The 16,062-nt window shown below is 71.3% G+C and carries 17 protein-coding genes; 3 read left to right on the top strand and 14 right to left on the bottom strand.

What is annotated here, in order from left to right; all coding sequences use genetic code 11:
* Positions 1 to 54: 54 nt before the first annotated feature.
* From ABZZ79_RS22115 to ABZZ79_RS22105, 3 genes are all read left to right on the top strand, one after another.
* Complete coding sequence (locus ABZZ79_RS22115; protein WP_356691228.1) at positions 55 to 924, top strand: helix-turn-helix domain-containing protein; 870 nt, start codon at positions 55 to 57, stop codon at positions 922 to 924.
* Positions 925 to 968: 44 nt separating this feature from the next.
* Complete coding sequence (locus tag ABZZ79_RS22110; RefSeq protein ID WP_030841671.1) at positions 969 to 1,673, top strand: beta-ketoacyl-ACP reductase; 705 nt, start codon at positions 969 to 971, stop codon at positions 1,671 to 1,673.
* Positions 1,674 to 1,958: 285 nt separating this feature from the next.
* Positions 1,959 to 3,200 carry a hypothetical protein gene (locus ABZZ79_RS22105; protein ID WP_356691226.1) on the top strand — a complete coding sequence of 414 codons (1,242 nt, stop codon included), beginning with the start codon at positions 1,959 to 1,961 and terminating at the stop codon, positions 3,198 to 3,200.
* Between the two features lie 107 nt (positions 3,201 to 3,307).
* Here the strand turns inward: ABZZ79_RS22105 and ABZZ79_RS22100 are convergent, their stop codons facing one another.
* The 14 genes from ABZZ79_RS22100 to ABZZ79_RS22035 all read right to left on the bottom strand — a co-directional run bounded on the left by ABZZ79_RS22100 (position 3,308) and on the right by ABZZ79_RS22035 (position 16,013).
* Entirely contained in the window at positions 3,308 to 3,697 is a 390-nt protein-coding gene (locus ABZZ79_RS22100) for a hypothetical protein (RefSeq protein WP_319656427.1), read from the bottom strand.
* Positions 3,690 to 4,685, bottom strand: a complete 996-nt coding sequence (locus ABZZ79_RS22095; RefSeq protein WP_319656426.1) for a hypothetical protein — start codon at positions 4,683 to 4,685, stop codon at positions 3,690 to 3,692. Before ABZZ79_RS22095 ends, ABZZ79_RS22100 begins: the two co-directional genes overlap by 8 nt.
* Complete coding sequence (locus ABZZ79_RS22090; RefSeq protein WP_319656425.1) at positions 4,682 to 5,395, bottom strand: HNH endonuclease family protein; 714 nt, start codon at positions 5,393 to 5,395, stop codon at positions 4,682 to 4,684. The genes ABZZ79_RS22095 and ABZZ79_RS22090 overlap by 4 nt, the downstream gene beginning before the upstream one ends.
* Positions 5,396 to 5,496: 101 nt before the next feature.
* The gene (locus tag ABZZ79_RS22085) at positions 5,497 to 6,477 is read right to left on the bottom strand and encodes a hypothetical protein (protein WP_319656424.1); all 981 of its coding nucleotides are present in this window, start codon (positions 6,475 to 6,477) and stop codon (positions 5,497 to 5,499) included.
* Between the two features lie 127 nt (positions 6,478 to 6,604).
* Positions 6,605 to 6,961, bottom strand: a complete 357-nt coding sequence (locus ABZZ79_RS22080; RefSeq protein WP_030841684.1) for a hypothetical protein — start codon at positions 6,959 to 6,961, stop codon at positions 6,605 to 6,607.
* 30 nt (positions 6,962 to 6,991) lie between these two features.
* Positions 6,992 to 7,390, bottom strand: a complete 399-nt coding sequence (locus ABZZ79_RS22075) for a hypothetical protein (RefSeq protein ID WP_158756504.1) — start codon at positions 7,388 to 7,390, stop codon at positions 6,992 to 6,994.
* A 116-nt stretch (positions 7,391 to 7,506) separates the two neighbouring features.
* The gene (locus ABZZ79_RS22070; RefSeq protein ID WP_030841690.1) at positions 7,507 to 7,896 is read right to left on the bottom strand and encodes a hypothetical protein; all 390 of its coding nucleotides are present in this window, start codon (positions 7,894 to 7,896) and stop codon (positions 7,507 to 7,509) included.
* A gap of 47 nt (positions 7,897 to 7,943) precedes the next feature.
* Positions 7,944 to 8,570 (bottom strand): TetR/AcrR family transcriptional regulator, encoded by a 627-nt coding sequence (locus tag ABZZ79_RS22065; RefSeq protein WP_030841693.1) that lies wholly within the window; start codon positions 8,568 to 8,570, stop codon positions 7,944 to 7,946.
* A gap of 122 nt (positions 8,571 to 8,692) precedes the next feature.
* On the bottom strand, positions 8,693 to 9,097 hold the full coding sequence (locus ABZZ79_RS22060) for a hypothetical protein (protein WP_030841697.1): 405 nt from the start codon (positions 9,095 to 9,097) through the stop codon (positions 8,693 to 8,695).
* Between the two features lie 73 nt (positions 9,098 to 9,170).
* Positions 9,171 to 9,632 carry a hypothetical protein gene (locus tag ABZZ79_RS22055; protein ID WP_356691221.1) on the bottom strand — a complete coding sequence of 154 codons (462 nt, stop codon included), beginning with the start codon at positions 9,630 to 9,632 and terminating at the stop codon, positions 9,171 to 9,173.
* 101 nt (positions 9,633 to 9,733) lie between these two features.
* Positions 9,734 to 11,494 (bottom strand): hypothetical protein, encoded by a 1,761-nt coding sequence (locus ABZZ79_RS22050; protein WP_030841704.1) that lies wholly within the window; start codon positions 11,492 to 11,494, stop codon positions 9,734 to 9,736.
* Positions 11,495 to 11,734: 240 nt separating this feature from the next.
* Positions 11,735 to 13,798: an NAD-dependent DNA ligase LigA gene (ligA, locus tag ABZZ79_RS22045; RefSeq protein ID WP_319656421.1), complete on the bottom strand. Its 2,064-nt coding sequence runs from the start codon at positions 13,796 to 13,798 to the stop codon at positions 11,735 to 11,737.
* Positions 13,799 to 14,044: 246 nt separating this feature from the next.
* Positions 14,045 to 15,016, bottom strand: coding sequence for an SAV_2336 N-terminal domain-related protein (locus ABZZ79_RS22040; RefSeq protein WP_319656420.1), 972 nt, complete (start codon positions 15,014 to 15,016; stop codon positions 14,045 to 14,047).
* A gap of 337 nt (positions 15,017 to 15,353) precedes the next feature.
* Positions 15,354 to 16,013: a hypothetical protein gene (locus ABZZ79_RS22035; RefSeq protein WP_030841712.1), complete on the bottom strand. Its 660-nt coding sequence runs from the start codon at positions 16,011 to 16,013 to the stop codon at positions 15,354 to 15,356.
* Positions 16,014 to 16,062: the final 49 nt, after the last annotated feature.

Below are 16,062 nucleotides of genomic sequence, written 5' to 3'. Positions count from 1 at the left end.
ATATACCGGAAGCGCTCGCTCCTGAAATTCGAGGACCGGAAAATTCAGAGCCTGGTGAGCGGGATCTTGGCCGGGAAGAATCGCGCACTGGATCGAATCCGCGTTGTGGGAGACGCGAAGGTCCTCGACAACCGCGAGGGGGAGTTCGCGTTGCTGCATCCCGTTGTCACCCCGCCTGACCGCACGGGCGGCGCCGTGGCACGCACCATGGCGGTGCTCAGCGCGCTGATCCGTCTCGGGCCGGGTGAACATCCTCTGGCTTCGGTCGCCGAGTCCGCGGGGCTTCCCGCGCCGACCGCTCACCGGTATCTGCAGGCCTTGATGCGGGAGGGTGCCGTCGAACAGCGCGGGCCGCGTGCTCGCTACGCGCTGACTGACGCGCTGCACGGTCCCCCCTCTTCGATGCCTTCCCAGCCCGTCCAGGCCGGCCCGCCCTCCCCTGCTGTAAGGGCCGAGATCGTCACACTACAGTCGCGAACTGGTCAGCTCGCATTTGTTTACCGACCGCATCTGATCGGCACTCCGATGAGAATCTGCGCAGAACGTGCATACGGTCCACACACTGATGAAGTCCTCGCATCACCTCAGATCGCTCTGCGATCTCTCGAGTCAGCGCCACTGGAAGCGGACGCCGCCGGTCTGGCGATCCTCGCCTGCCTCGGCTCCGTCAGTGACCACAAGATCGACATCTTGCACGTCCGTGAGGAAGGTCACGCCATCGGGCCGTCCCCGCTCCCGGGGCGCACCATGATCGCCGCGCCCATCTGGTACGGATCGGCCGTCGCCGGTTCTGTCGCCCTGTTGGCCAAGGACGCGCCCATGCGGCGGGCGGCTACCCGCGCCCGGTATGTGACCGCGGTGATGGACGCGGCCGCGGCGATGAGCGGACAGCTGACGCGTTCCGGCGCGCGCCGGGCCGGCTGATTGACTACCAACCCCCACGAAGCACCAGAGAAAGGCGCCACCTCGTGTCCCGTTCAGTCCTGATCACCGGCGGCAACCGCGGCATTGGCCTCGCCATCGCCCGTCACCTCGCCGAGGCCGGCGACCGCGTCGCCGTTACCTACCGCTCGGGCGAACCCCCCGAGGGCCTGCTCGCCGTCCGCTGCGACATCACCGACACCGTCCAGGTCGACGCCGCGTTCAAGGAGGTCGAGGAGCAGCACGGCCCCGTCGAGGTCCTCGTCGCGAACGCCGGCATCACCAAGGACCAGCTCCTGATGCGCATGAGCGAGGACGACTTCACCTCCGTCGTCGATACCAACCTCACCGGCGCCTTCCGTGTCACCAAGCGCGCCTCGCGCGGCATGCTCCGCGCGAAGAAGGGCCGCGTGGTGTACATCTCCTCCGCCGTCGCCCTGCGCGGCGAGAGCGGTCAGGCCAACTACGCCGCCTCCAAGGCCGGCCTCGTCGGCTTCGCCCGCTCCATGGCCCGCGAACTCGGCTCCCGCGGCATCACCTTCAACGTGGTCGCCCCCGGCCTCACCGAGACGTCCATGAGCGAGGCGCTGAGCGAGGAGCAGCTCGAGAACCTCAAGACTCAGATCCCCCTCGGCCGCCTCGCCCGGCCCGAGGAGATCGCCGCGACCGTCGCCTTCCTCGCCTCCGAGCAGGCCTCCTACATCACCGGTGCCGTGGTGCCCGTCGACGGCGGCGCCGGCATGGGCCACTGACCTCAGCGACCGCCCGCGACCCTGGAGTTCGATGAACGCATGATCTGACAGCGGGCAGTCCCCCGTGGGCTGCCCTGCGGCAGCAGGACCTTGGTGTGTCCAGCACCTCGGCCCGCCCGCCGCACCTCTGCCACCACCCGGCGAGTGTCCAGCCCGCCAGGTGAAGAACCCGGTCCGCAGACCGGGCAACACCGCCCCAGCCAGGGCGGATCACTTGGTTCCCGAAGAACCCGGCCCCACCGAAGAGGGGCTCGCGCATGCCCGGAAGGAGGGCGTGCCCTGCCCATGATGCAGCATGCCCACGCGCCGGTCCACGCCACCGCCGCTCCGCCGCGCCCTTCGCGCGGACAAAACCGAATATCCACGAACAACCGATTCATCCCTGTCTGTGAACACGCGGATCAGGAGATCGGCACGACCGCGTCCCGACGCACCCGGCGCGGCGACTTCCTGCGCGCCGCCACCTGGGCCATCACCCAGCGTCTGCACCCCAAGGCCGGCGACACGACGCTGCGCGTCGCCCGTGACCTCGCCGCCCGCCTGAACGCCGACGGGCACGTCGCCTACTGCCGCGACACCATGTGGAGGCGCCTCGGCATCAGCCGGCGCACCCTGGAGCGGCACATCGCCGTCCTGCGCGAGCTCGGCCTCCTCGTCTGGGCCGTCCACGGAACCCGGACCAACACCCGTCCCGCCGGAAGCGGCGAATGGGCCGGCACCGCCACCATCTACGCCGCCGTCGTCCCCCGCGCCTGGGACGACGCCCTCGGCCACCGCGTGAGCGGCCACGGCTACCACGCCAGGCACGTCGGATTCACCGAACACGGACGCCAGATGGCCATCGCCGACGCCCGCCGTCGCGCCCGCCCGACCCGCCGCCGTGACGCCCCTTCCTGTAAGAGCAACCACCAACGTCCTACAGCTGAGATGAGAGGGAAGAAGAACAACACCAGCGCAGCCCGCGGCACATGCCCGCGGCCCCGCCGCCGACACGAAGTTCCCGAGCCCTACCGGGCCAGCCCAGGCCAGGCCGCCCACGCCGTCTCCGTCGCCGCCTGGGTACGCCCTCGGGTGCCCTGGACCCAGGGCGAGGGCCTGCGCCGCCTCGCCTTCGCCCTGCGGCCCTGGATCGCCACCGGACTCTCCGCAGCCGACATCGCCGCCGACCTTTCGGTCTGGCGCGTGCCCCGGCGGCCGGCCTCCCCAGCCAGCGTGATCATGGCCCGCTGGAGCGAGACCGACGGCCACGAGGAGCCCGCTGCCGACCCCAGCGGCGAGGACCTGCCTTGCGCGGTCCCGCCCAACGCGGTCTTCCTGGCCGCCATGGACGTAGTCCGAGCCCGTCTCACCAGCCCGTCGCCGCCCGTCGAGCCGGAGCCCGATCCACCCGGCTTCGTCATCCGCGACCGAATTCTCGCCTCGCTCGCCGAGGCGGACCGGGCCCGCCGCGCGCGCACCGCCGAGCAGTGCCTCACCTTCGCCGAGTGGGAGGCCGTCTGCGACGCCAGGGAACGAGCCCCTTGGTGACCCCGCGCCGACCCAGGCCACGCACGTACGGCACGCACCAGGCCACGGCACCGATGAGGACCCCGACCGCGAAGCTCTCGAACCGGAACACGGCGCCCCCTTCCCGTTCAGGACGACCCCGCCGCCGTCGCGGCCTCGGGTACGGACTCCTCGACGGTCTCCTCGACGGTCTCCCCCTGCGCCTTGCCTTCGGCGCCGCGCCGGCGCGTGCGGATGACCGCCCGCACCGACCGGAACAGGGCACGGACCAGCCGCCACAGGCCGACCGCGCCGCAGCAGACCGCCGCGCCGCTGGTGCCCAGGCGCGCGGAGGTCTCCAGCCAGCCCGGCCAATGCAGGTAGCCCAGCGTCAGCGACGTGCCTATCAGGCTCAGGCTGAGCACCATCAGGACGCTGCTGTGCCCGATCACCCCCCAGGTGCGCTTCAGTTCGGCGTAGGCCTCCGGGTTCGCCTCCCGCCACGGGACGGGCCGGCCGGTCTGCTCGTGCTCAGTCATCGCTTTCTCCGCTCCGTACACGCTGAGTTCCGTCGTCGTGAGCCCCGCCCAGGATTTCCCGGGCATGGCGCAGTCCCTCTCCGAGCTCCTCCAGTTCCAGCCGTGCTTCGTCCAACAGATGCCGGGGCAGCAGCCCTTCGGGCAGCGCGGGCCTGACCGGCACGGCGGCCGCGCGGTCATCGCGGATCGCCGACTCCACCGCTTCCTCCTGCCGCAAGACCTCGACGGCCTGGTCGACCAGGAGCGCGAGCGACTGCGCGTATCCGAGGAGAAGGTCGCGGGCTTCCACGTCGTCCGCCGCCAGCGGCACCAGCCCGGCCGTGTCCCACACCATCCGTGGCAGCACCGCCGCCGCGCGCGTCAGCTCATAGCGCCCGCTGCGCTCGGCGAGCATGCGCATCCGCTGCTCGTCGGCCAGCAGCCGGAAGAAGACCGCTGCGTACGCCTCGCTCGTCCCGACCACGCGCACGCGGCGCCGGGTGAGGCGCCGGACGGCCGCGGGCAGTCCGGCGGCCGCGGCCACGCCGACCGAGCCGGCCGCGAGGAGACCTGTGGCCGCTGGCAGCAGGGAGGTCGCCGGGCCCAGAGCGGCGAAGGCGGCCACGGTGAACAGCGCGGTCCGGCCGACAGGGAGGGGACGGGGAAGCTCGAGGCCTCCCAGTGTCCAGATGTACTGGGGAGGGCGACGTCCCCACACGCTCCGGCACACCCAGCGCCCCAGCCGGTGCTGCTCCGGGTCGAAGACGCCCGCCTCGCGCAGCACACCCGCGGGGTTGGGCCCGAAGATGTCCCAGCGCAGCCACCCACTTCGGGTCCGCTCCCGTACCAGCAGCAGCGCCTCCATGGCGGCCCGCTCAGCGGCCGGGGCTGAGTGCCGGCCGGCCAGCTCGGCGCGCACGGCGTGATGGAGCCGGGCGGCTTCACGGACGGCGTGGGTCCACCGGTCCCGGTCGGCGCCGAAGGGCAGCGGCTGTGCGGCCGGCCTCATCGCCGGCCCGCCTCGGCCGGGCAGGATTCCAGCGCGGTGCGCAGGGCCGCCTTCTCCGCCGGCGTGACCGACAGGCGGTACTTGGTCTTCACGCGAACCTGCGCGGTCGCGTACCAGCAGTGGGCCTCGGCCTGCGGGGGCATCCACGTTGCCGCGTCCTTGGCGCCCTTGCCGGCGTTCGTCGAACCACTGGTAGCAATCAGATTTTCGGGGTCGTTCGCGTAGTTGAGCCTCTGCTCGGCGGTCAGCTCCCGGGCCCCCGAGCGCCACCCCAAGGCCAAGGGGACGATGTGGTCGATCTGTACGGCCATGGACGTGCGGGGGCCGCGCTTGAAGTCGATCGTCCGGCCCGTGTACCGGTCGTGGAGAACGCCGGACAGGACGGTGCAGCCGTCCCCGGCCCGTACGACGTCGTCCAGGTCGCGGGCCAGGACGTCCTGACGCGTCGGACAGGAATTCCCCGACATCTCGACCGTGCCCGCATCGCTCCATGCCGGTCCGAAGGCGTCGCGGCTGTAGCCGGTGAGGGGGATCTGCGCCCGGACCGTCAGGTCGTTCAGCTGGGCCAGCGCCGTTCCGCCGCCGACCGCGGCTGGGCCGTGAGCTGGTGCGGCTTGGGCGGTGGAGCCGGGAGCGGTGAGCGGGCCGCAGGCGGAGGCGGCGAGCGCGCCGGCGAGCACGAGGCCGGCGGCCAGGAGGCGAGGGGCCATGTAAGGGAGTCCTGTTCGGGTCGGAGAAGGCACCGTTCACCTGCTACAGGTGTGGCACAGGCCGCCGGTGTGACACTCCGCCCGAACTTTTGTCGGCTCCTTCAGCCGATCGTGCCCTCGAAGGTGACCTTGGAGCCGCCCGCGTCGACTGCCTCGATCGTCACCGGGCCGCCGACGGCCGTCTCCGGGACGCGGAAGGAAACGGTCTGTGTGGCAGTGCGGTACGGGGCGATCGCGGCGTCGCGGTACCCGTACACCGGACGGACGGTGGCGGCCAGGTGCAGGTCCTGGCCGGTCAGGATCCGCAGGGTGGTGCCCAGGCCGGGCATCGGGTCGCCGGAGCGGTTGACCACGCTGAGCTCCAGGCTCCCGGTGCGCGAGGCGCCCTCGCCGCTCACCGTCACCTTGCCCACGCGCACGTGGCCGTTCCACTGCCCCAGCGGTGTGACCGACTGCCCGGCCGGCGCGCCCTGCGGTGCCTGCGGATCCGGGGAGGCGGCTGCACCGCCCGGCAGGGCGCCTTCGAAGAACAGCAGCTCCGGCTCAGCCAGCCCCTCCTCGGTCGCTTCCACGGTCACCGTGACCGGCAGGCCCTCGGCCTGGTCGGGAAGCACCAGCTTCAGGTCCCTGTCGACGGACCCGTTGGGGCGCACCTGCTGCGGTTCGTCCTCGGCGGAGGCTGTGCTGGCGTCGGTGGCCTCGGCAGCCGTGCGCCCGAGGGTGCCGTAGCGGGCGGTGACGGCTGTTCGCGGCGCGGTCGCGACCTGCGCTCGCTGGTTGGCCACGGTCACCCGCGCCGTGTACGCGCTTGAGCCGGCCGGCACGCCGGGCACGGCCTCGGCCGGCAGCCGCTCGAAGCCCTGCAGCGTCACCGTCCACGCCCCGTCGCCGACCGGCAGCGCGGTTCCCGGCCTCACGATGCCGTCCGGCAGCACCGTGGAGGGCGAAGGCCGGGCCCCCGGGGCGCTGTTCGTCGGCTTGCCATCGGCCTTGGGGTCGCTGTCGGAGTTGGCGCAGCCGGAGATCAGGACCGCGCCGGCCAGGAGCACGGTCGGAAGGGCGTGGCGCAGGCGCACGGACATGGTTCCCCCTTGTCAGGTACCGGATCTCGGTCGAGGGGGATCATGCCAAAACGCGTCCGGCCGGGGCCGGACGCGCTGGTGAGGGGTGTTGGTTTCCGGCCGCCCGCTCGCTGGGGCGGACGGAAGGTCACAGGGTGATGGGGATGGGGACCAGGAAGTACTCGGTGTCGCCGACGCGGATGCGCAGCGGGTGTCCGGGCGGGAGGGTGAACAGCCGGTGGTGCACGGTCGCCGGGGAGTTGCGCACGGACAGCGCGGGCTCCAGAGCGGTACGGACGGCTGCGCGGGAGGTGTCGGACAGAGGGTTGCGCTCGGCGACCTCCGCGCAGCGGTCGAGCTGGGCGTCGGTCAGGTCGGGCCCCAGGCCCTGGCGGAGGGCCTCGACGGCGACGGCCGGGGCCAGGACCGCCCGGTTGTGGTCGCGGCATACGTGGCCGGGCGTGCCGTGGGGCTGGAAATGACGGGCGGTGCCGATGGAGGTCAAGGGGACTCCCGAGGGTGGAAGAGGGTGGCGTCAGTGCACGCGGATCGTCGCGGTCTCGGCGATGCTCAGAACGTGGGCGGGGAGCGTCGGGCGGCCTTCGACCGTCGCCCGGTACATGCGGTGCACTCCGTCGATCAGCAGGCGAGCCGGGCCGCTGTCGAACTCCAGGGTGGCGATGATCACCGGCTCGTCGAGGTCGGTGCGCATGGCGTGTTCGACGCTGAAGTGGGACTGGTCCGGTCCGAAGACCGGGCACCAGGACGGGCCGTCGTAGTCCGGCCTGAGCAGGCTCAGGTGGTAGGCGGCCGACCAGTCGGCTACGGAGGTCTGTTCGACGGCCCGGGGGTGCTCCTCCAGGAGGCGCATGGCCCGGTCGGTGTCGAACAGCCAGCCTCCGTACTTGAACATCTGGCGGGGAGGGGTGGTCACGGTTCCTCGCTGACGGGTCGCGGATCGGTGATGGGAAGGGACGGCTTGCAGTGGCCGGCAGCCATGGAGGCCGCTCGGACGCCGCCCCGGAGCGAGCCGGGGCGGGGAGAGCCGGGTCAGCGCGGGCCGAGCGGGATGACCAGGACGCCGACATGAGGCAGGCTCATCTCGGCCAGCAGCCGGGCGGCCCTGCCGCCAGGGCTGCCTGGATCGCTGGGATCGAGGCGTATGGCGCCCCGGTGGGGGCCGCGCGCGGGGCAGAGGTGCACCGTGTTCTCTGGTGAGTCGCGTTCGAAGACGCTGACGGTGGCGTAGTCGAACCCTCCGAGGTTCGGGTACCGCTCGGCGACGGCCAGAGACAGGGCGGTGGCGAGTTCGGGGCTCGGCGAGGCGACCGAGAGGGGGAGTGGGGGGCGGCGCGGCCGGATGCGAAGAGCAAGGGCGCGGATCAGGACGCTGAGGACGCCGAGGCCGAAGCCGATGGCGAGAGAGGCTGGCTGGATCAAGGTGTTCCCCCCTGGGTTGCGGCCGGGCTGGTGGTGGAGCGTGGGTTCTAGGCGGCGGCGGTGGTCACAGCGGCGTGGACAAGGCGGGCGAGTCCCCGGCGCCGCTGGCGCTTGGTCAGCCCCTGGACGCTTCCGGCGTTCTCGTGTCCGGCGGCGGCGGTCAGGCCGGAAACGAGGGCGTGGACCAGTTCCTTGCCCTCGCCGTTGGGCGTGGTCGTCTGGGCGGCCGCCGTCAGGGCCCGGACGACGGGCCTGGTGGCCGCGAAGTACGCCTTGACGAAGCGGGGGTCCCGCTCGGCTGCGACGGCGGTCAGCACGCGCATGACCGGGAGGTGATCGCTCCAGCCGTCGAGTACGGCGTCGACGAGCCGGGTGGCGCCGGACAGTCCGTCCGAGGACCAGGAGCCGTCCTTGAAGCCGTCGAGCGCCGCGTTCGTCTCCTCGACCAGGAGGCGGGACGCTTCGAGGACGACGCCCTCGATGTCGGGGAAGTACTGGTAGAACGTCGCGGGCGACGTGCCCACTGCCTGGGCGATGTCCATCACCTTGATGTCGCGGTAGGACCGGGTGGCGAGGAGTTCGATCGTCGCGTCCATCAGCTTCTGACGGGTCTGGAGGCCGCGCTGGTTGGGCACGCGGCGGTCCGGGGTGCGGGTCACGACACGGGTGGGCACAGTCGTCTCCTGAGCTGGAGGAAGGAAGGAAGTGGTCGAGGTCTGGGGCGGTGCCACCGGACCCGACGTGCAATCACATTACACATTGAAACATGAATACGCAACACGCAGTGTGGGGCGTCTCAGCAGTCCCCGCTTTCGACCTGCGCTCGCGCGGCCATGGCGGCCGCATCCCCGGACTCAGCGCGGAAGGTGTCGATCCACCGGGAGAAGTCGAGCTCGTCGCCGTCCAGTTCGACAGCGGCCGCGGCGTGCTCGCCCGGAATGACACCAGCGACCAGTAGCGCGTCGGCGCGGTCGTAACGCAGTCCGAACACCGTGAACACCTCTCCCGTGCCGGTCGGCTCGACCTGCGCAGGGGGGCCGGCCGGGTCCAGGCCGAGGCCGGCGAACATCTCCTCCACGGCGCCGGCCAGTTCCGCGGCGTTCGGCCGGTGCCCGCAACCGGCATCGCGCAGGGAGCACCACACGCGGAACAGGGACGCCACGGCCGAGCCGCTCGTAGTGGCGGGGTCGAAGTGCAGCATGACGGTCTCTCCGAGGACTTGAGGGGAAGGGCGTGCCGGGCGATCGCCCGGCACGGTGCGACAGGAGGACTTGCTACGCCTCGGACTGCGGCGCCTTTGGGTCTCGGGCTGACATGCGGTGAGTGAGGGCATGCGCGCCGGCGAACGCCGCCCCTGCGCCGAGGGCCAGGTAGTCCACCGCCCTTCCGCGCGGGACGAGTTCGTCACCGTGGCCGAGCAGCAGCACGGTGCAGACAACGAAGGCTCCCGCCACCAGGGTGGCGTCCAGACCGGCCGCGGCAGCGCTCCACACCCAGCGGGCTTGAGCCGGGTCGGTCTTGCGCTCGTCCCGCCTGCGGAGGGCGGCGCAGGCCCGGCTCCGGGCGAGCCGGCGCGTTTCGACGACAAGGGTCCCGAGCGGGCCGACGTACAGCCACATGACGGCCTGCTCCAGCAGGAGGCCGCAGCCGGCGAGCAGCGCCACCAGCCCGTAGACGGTGTGCAGCGGCTGGCAACGGCGGTGCTGGACGGTGCGGGGACGGAGGTCTTCGGACATGGCTCTCCTCGGCTGAAGACGATCGGGATGTCGGGCTTGGTGCATGGGCCGTGGAACCTGTGGCCGGGCGGGACGGGGCCCGCCCGGCCACAGGAGGACTGCTAGGTGTTTGCGGCGCGCCGGGGCGTCGCCGAGGGGCGGAGCCGAGCGCGGCGCAGCCGGTCGGACCACGGAGCGTCGGCGGGCCCTACGGGGTGCTCGGGGATGGTGATTTCGTAGTGCGGGCAGCTACCGGGCTTTTCGGTCTCCAGGGCGGCGTGCCGGTGGGAGTTCGGGCACTGCTGGCGCTCGTGCTCGTCCCTCCAGTAGCGGACCGCCAGCGTGCGGCCGGTTCCGCCCTCGCGCGGCTGGCTCGGCTGCTGCTCCCGGAAGCGCTCGCCCGCGTCCGGGTCCACCCACCAGTTCTCGACCTGGCCGGAGTCGGAGATGCCGCGCCGCCGGTCGGCATCGCGCTTGCTGGGCTTCAGCTGGTGGACCTGATGGGCCAGGACCCGCACCGTAGACCTCTTGTGCTGGGTCAGCAGCTCCCACAGCGCCCGCACGTGGCGGAGCATCAGCTCCTGCCCGCCCTGGCGGCCCGATCCGCTTCGGTACCGCTCAGGGTTGTCCGGGTCGCGAAGACGGGTCTCGGGATCCAGGATCTCGCCCGGGCGCGCCAGGAGGGTCTCGTACGGAGAGAACGGCAGCTTCAGTAGGGACTCGTCGCACGTCAGCGCAGTGACCCACGTCCAGGGGGCGTCATCGTGCGGAGGCTCCACCGGCTCCAGGTGCCGGTCGGGCCGCAGAAGGAACCAGCCCTCTTCCGTCGGAGGCGACCACGGGCCCCACACGTAGCCGACGATGCGTCGGCCGTTGGGCAGTGCGAGGGGGGTGTCGAGGAACAGCATCCCACGCGAGGCGGGGAGGTGGGCGGGATCGAACGGGGTCGTTCTCTTCTCCGCCCGCCGCACCACGCGGCGCAGTGCCATCTGGCCGAGGGAGTCGTCGATCTGGAAGAGGCGGGCGGAGGAGGCCCGGTCGGCTTCCTGCCGCAGCTGCGTCACCACGGCCGCCTCCAGGCCGTCCGGATGCCCGTAGGGCGCCAGCCGCTCGCGTTCCCGGCGGTACACCTCCGCCTTCGCACGAGCCCAGTCGAGACTCTGCCTGTGAGCCTCCACGTACCGGCGCCGCCAGGTACGGATGCGGTGCTCGTCGGGAGTCTCCCAGGCCGCGTTGTCCGAGCGTGCGAGACTCCGGCCCGGGGTGGCTTCACCGGGGCGCATCCCTAGCTCGCGGAACCGGCGATCCTCGGCGTCGACGTCGTCCACGACGACGTTCGGCGGGTCAATGATCATCCGCTGGTGCTTGTCGTCCGGATCGAGCACCCACTCCATGCCCGCGAGCTGGGCCAGAACCGCGCGAAGCGTCTGAGCATCCGCACTCTTCAAGAAGTCGACGACGAGCATCTGCACCGTGTTCGGGTACGCGTCGGCCGCAGCGAACCGCAGCATGCGCTTGAGGAACGCCCCGCCCGGGCCGTGCTGGCCGCTGGAGAGCGCCAGCAACTGATCCGCCACCCGCTGGTCACTGAGTGCCGCGTTCGCCAAGTGGTCGTACATCTGCCGGAAGACGGCCATCTCCTCTTCCTCGGCGAGGACTTCGTCGATGGCGCCCCGTACCCGGGTCGCGGAGGCCGGTGGGAGGTTGGCCGGAACCGGCGGCCGCACCAGCCGTCCGGCAGCGGCGTGCAACTCCCGGTAGAGCCTCAGCTGGAGCTCGCTGAGGATGAGGAGATCGCTGGGCTTGACCGGGGTCCGCTTGGTGGCCCGAGCCCCGATCGCCAGAAGCTCGGAGTCCGACAGGTCGGGCATGTTCGAGTGCATGTCATCCCTACTTGGACGCGGGGGAGTTGGGGAGAGGTCGCGGGTGCCGAGCACCAGGCGATGACATGACAGTACACATTGAAGCACAAATACACAACACAGAACGGAGTGGAGGGCCGAGCCTGGCCGGTGCCCGGGCAGCGAGCACACGTCCTGGCCCGGCCGTTCGGTGCGCTGGGCCGCGCAGGTGGCGAGGCGGGGCCGCGCTTACCGTGCGACGCCCGCCCCGGTCCCCTTGCGTCAGGCCAGGTAGTCGGCGACCAGCTCAGCGAAGTCCTCGGGGGCGAGGACCGTAACGCCGAGCTCGGCCGCCTTGACTGCCTTCGAGCTCGGCTTGCCCCCGGTGGACGGCGCGGCGACGAGGACGGACGTCTTCGCGCTGACGCTGCTGCCCGCGCGGCCGCCGGCCTTCTCGATCAGGGCGTTCATCTCGGACCGCCCGTAGGCCTCCAGCCGCCCGCTCATCTTCCCGGTGACCACCACGACCTTGCCGGCCAGCGGACCTGCACTCTCCGCAGCCGACGCCTCCTGGAGCTCGGTCATGTTGACGCCCGCTGCGATCAGTTTGTCGATGACCGGGGCCAGGGCGGCGACCTGCTCGACGATGACCGGGGCCTTCTCGGGGCCGATGCCCTCGACGCCCTGCAGAGCGGCAGCGTCGGCCTGACGGATGGCGTCCATGGTCCCGAAGTGCCGGGCGATACGGCGGGACATGCTGCGCCCTGTGCCGAGCACGCCCAGTGCGCAGAAGACCCGGCTGAGAGGGAGCGCCTTGGCGGCCTCGATCTGCTCGGCGAGCTTGGCGGCCCGCTTGGCGCTCTTGGAAGCCTCGGTGAGCTGCTCGGCGGTCAAGGTGAACAGATCGGCGACGTCGGTGACGTAGCCGGACGCGACCAGGGCCGCCACGTAGGTCTTGCCGAGGCCGTCGATGTCGAGCATCTCGCGCTGCGCGGCGTACTCAATCAGTGCCGGGAGTGCGCACGCGGTGCCCTTCGCGCACCGCCACCGCTCCTGCGCCTTGTTGATCTCGCCACCACAGTTCGGGCAGACCTCGGGAAGCGGCACCTCCCGTGCCCCCTCCGGACGCAGCTGGACCACGGCCCCCTGCACCCGGGGGATGATGTCGCCGGCCTTGTAGACCGTCACGGTGTCGCCGATGTGGAGGTCGCGGCGGCGAATGTCGGCGGGGTTGTGGAGGGTGGCCCGGGTGACGTTGGAGCCGTCGATCTCCACCGAGGCGAGGATCGCGGTCGGCGCGAGGACCCCGGTGCGGCCGACCTCCCACACGACGTCCTCCAGGACGGTCTGTCGTTCGACCGCGGGGAGCTTGACCGCGATGGCCCAATGAGGGAAGCGGGAGCCGAACCCGGCCGCCGTCTGCTCTCCCGTGTCGTTCATCTTGATCACCACCCCGTCGATTCCGACGGGCAGGTCCGCACGCATGGCGGCGATCGCGTCAACCCGCTCCTGTGCCGCGGCCAGGTCGGCGACGACGTGGAGCCCGGCCGGGGAGTCCGCGGTCGTCTGGATACCAGCTGCGGTCACGACGGCCAGGGTCTCGGCGTGCGTCGCTCCGGCGGGCAGGAACGATACGCCGTCCAGGCCGACCGCGCCGTAGGCCCAGAACGTCATCTGGAGCCGGTACGTCCGGTCCTTCGCCCTCAGCGTCCCGGCCGTGCCGTTGCGGGGGTTGGCGAAGACCTGCGCATTGTGAGCGGCACGGACCTCGTTCGCCTTCTCGAACTGCTCCTGGGTGAAGGCGACCTCGCCGCGGACCTCGACGGTGACAGGCTCGGCCAGACGCTCGGGGAGGCCGTCGATCTGTCCGATGACGTGGCTGATGTCCTCGCCGTGACTGCCGTCACCGCGGGTGATGATCTGCACGAGACGGCCGTCGCGATACCGAGCGGCCACGGCAGCACCGTCGATCTTCGGCTCCACGGTGAACCCGCCCTGCGGCGCGCGGCCCAGACGGCGCTGGACCGAGGCGCCCCATGCCACCAGGCCCTCGGCGTCGAAGACGTTGTCCAGGCTCAGGAGGCGAGTGGTGTGCGCAACGTCGCCGACGGGCGCTGCACCGTCGGCGACGAGCCCGGTGGGGGAGTCCGGGGAGACCTCGGCGGGGTTCTCCTCCTCCCAGGCCTGCACCGACCGTCGGAGCTGATCGTACGAGGCGTCGTCCAGGACGCTGTCGCCGTCACCGTAGTACGCCTGCGAGGCCTCGCGCAGGAGCTGGAGCGCGGCCTCGTACTCGATGCGGTTGGACACGGCAGACTGCGCCTGAGCGGCGGGAAGAGTCGTCATGAGGGTGATCCTCTCTTAAGGGTCTGACAGTGGCCGCGCGCCCGGATGCAAGGGCACGTAGGGCAACGCGGGGCACCGAAGATGAGCGGCTGGCTTGATGTCGGGACGGGCGATTCACGCGCAGCGCCCCGAACACAGCGGGTGAAGAGAAGGAGGTAACAGAGGATTGTTCGGCCCCAGGCGGTGCTGGGGGGAGAAGGGGGCGGCGAACGGTGACGCCGACGTGTGGATGCGGAGACCGCGCCCCTAGCCGACGAGTCGCGAAGCCTCCGCGCTCACCAGGGCGCGCCGCATCGACGGCTCAGCTTGCCGCAGCAGAGCCACCGTGCGAGCGAGCGAGGAACGCGGCACTGTGCGCAGCAGCACGGAGGCAACGTCTTCTCGGAATGCGTAAGTACCGGGGCGACCGGGGACGGCACGGAGCAGGCCGCTCAGAATCACCTCGGCCAGGTGGCTCGGACACGGAGCCGTCCCGATCGAGCGGTGCACCAACTGCATCACCGGCAAGTGGGGGACGCCTGCCGCCAAGTACCCCGCGAGACGGAACGCTTCGGGGGAAGCGGTGGCGCGGAAGCGGAGGACCAGTTCCTCAGCAGTGAGCCCCGCCAGAGAGGCGGTCCCTTCGGCCGGAAGTGCGGGCGGAATGAAGGCGACCGCCGCCGGGACCTTGGTACCGCCGCTGCCGAGGAGCGCGAACCAGTTCTCCAGCCAGGGAGAGGCGGGTTCCAGAACCGGCACAGGGATGCTGTCCGCCCCCGTGTCGGGCGCACTGTCGTACGCCGTGAAGCGCAGTTCGGAGTTGGCGGCTCCGGCGGCCGGGGCGTAGATGCTACCGGGCGTCCCGGGCAGCGCCGTGCGCTGCCACATGCGCTCCGGCAGCGGCTGAACCACCGCCACCGGGCGCACACGCGCCCAGCTGCGTAGAGTCTTGTACCAGCGTTCACCGGCGGGGCCGGGGTGCCACTGAGGGCCGGAGCAGTCGCTGAGCACGAGGGTCACCAGTCGGTCGTCCTCGCCTTGTCGCCCTCGCAGCGTGCCATCGGCCTTGAGAACGGCCACCGTCACACTCTGGAAAGGGCCGCTCCGGGCGAGGGACTGGCGCAGCTCCCGCAGCAGCGGCCTCCACATTGACATCGTGGGCCCGGCATCGAAGACAAGCTGGAGGCGATACGCCGGAGCCCTGTTCAGGGCTGAGGCCGTGTTCGTCCGTATGGTCACGTCGTCTCCTTGGGGCCTTGGCGAGGGGGCGAGGCCCGGACTGGACGGGGGGTGTCGGTCCGGGCCTCGCGGCCCCGGCCGCCGAGGGGAGCGCCACGGCCAGGGCGAGCCGCGCGAAGCGGCTCCTTCGGAATTGGCTTGGTGTCGGGCGGCTTCCCGCCCTCATGACAACCACAATACATACTGGAATGGAGATACGCAACATTCATTTCCTGGGCCGGGTCTCACAAGTACCTGACCACCCTGCCCCGTTGCGTCTTCCCTTTCGGCGAACCTGGTCGCCGGAGAAGCCCAGGAGCGGCGGCGCGGCCCTCCGCACGCCGGCCCCTGCGGTCGCCTAAGCCGCGCCGTCCTGGGTCTGGTTCTCGACACGATGCAGCACGTGCGGGGCGATGAGGTCAGCGCCGCCGTCATCCCACCGCACGGCCTGGAAGGCGTACGGGGCGGCGCCCTCCGCCATGCCGAAGGTGTGCCCGGAGCGTTCCGTCCCCCGGGCCCGCATGACCACGTGCGTTCCGTCCGCGTAGTAGGTGAGCGTGGGATCGAACATGGTCGCGGGGCGGGTCACGTCCGATGCCAGGGGGCGTGCCCGGATCACGATGTCTGCGACCTTGTCGGCGTCGACACCAGGGATGTTCACGCGCCGGTCGGGCTCGACCTTCCAGGACAGGCCGGGGAACAGGCGGTTCACCTGCGCGCGGACCCACTGCCACGCCTCGTCCGAGGCCTCCTCGGTGGGCTCGTTCGCAGAGGAGTGCCAGCCCTCGGCACAGTCCGCGCCCTGTTCGCCGAGGAGGGCCATCACCTCGGCGCGGGTGATCTCGTCCGGGAGCTGGGTGCCGGCCTGCAAGCGGTGGACGTACCGGTGGAAGAGCTGGAGGGCCAGGGACTCGCCGTCCAGGTGGTGGGCGTAGACGATCCGCAGGACCGTCCCGTGTCCCTCGGAGTCGGGGACCAAGGTGGCGATGGCGGGCGGCGGTGTGGTGTTGATGGCCATGAGAGGGCTCCGTTTCGTGCAGGGATGAGGAGGTGAGCAGCGGCCGGCC

This window comes from Streptomyces sp. NPDC006458 (assembly GCF_040612135.1).
Taxonomy (GTDB): Bacteria; Actinomycetota; Actinomycetes; order Streptomycetales; family Streptomycetaceae; genus Streptomyces.
The sequence above is the reverse complement of the archived record's forward strand: the minus strand, read 5'-3'. Positions and strand labels throughout refer to the sequence as shown.